Genomic DNA, 658 nt, shown 5'->3' on the forward strand with positions numbered 1-658 from the left:
AACAACATCGTTGGCGCCAATTACCACACAAACATCCGTTGTCGGCATTTTGGGATTGATTAATTCGGCTTCGATCAGTTGATCGTAAGGAACGTTTGCTTCAGCCAGTAGCACATTCATGTGTCCGGGCATGCGCCCGGCCACCGGGTGTATACCGTATAAAACCTCAGCGCCATTTTTTTCTAGTAATTCACCCAGTTCCCGAAGCACTTGCTGAGCCTGCGATACTGCCATGCCGTAGCCAGGCACAAATGTTACGGACGAAGCTGCCTCAAGCATCAGGTAGACATCTTCTATATTGATGGGTTTGACATCACCGGTTGCAATGACGCCCTTTGATGCCGTTGCGCCGAATCCGCCAAACAGGACATTTACAAATGACCTGTTCATTGCTTTGCACATAAGAATAGCCAAAATAAATCCTGACGCGCCGTCCAATGTTCCGGCTACAATCAACAACTGGTTGTCCAAAACAAACCCCAGAGCAGCCGCTGAAAGACCAGCGTATGCATTGAGTATGGCAATTACCGTTGGCATATCCGCTCCGCCGATGCCCATAACCAGCAGTAATCCGAAAACCAGCGCAGCGGCAATTAAAACCGGTAGGAAAAAATGATTGTTCGGGTTGATAATCAACCCTGCGGCCATAACCGCAATA

Annotated in this window: 1 protein-coding gene; it reads right to left on the reverse strand. The window is 48.8% G+C overall.

What is annotated here, in order from left to right:
• Nucleotides 1–658 (reverse strand): NAD(P)(+) transhydrogenase (Re/Si-specific) subunit beta (locus ACMUOY_RS20165; RefSeq protein WP_413894518.1); only part of this gene is annotated, 658 nt, incomplete at both ends.

The sequence above is a fragment of the Candidatus Skiveiella danica genome, from assembly GCF_022705245.1.
In the GTDB taxonomy this organism is placed as follows: Bacteria; Pseudomonadota; Gammaproteobacteria; order Burkholderiales; family Burkholderiaceae_C; genus Skiveiella; species Skiveiella danica.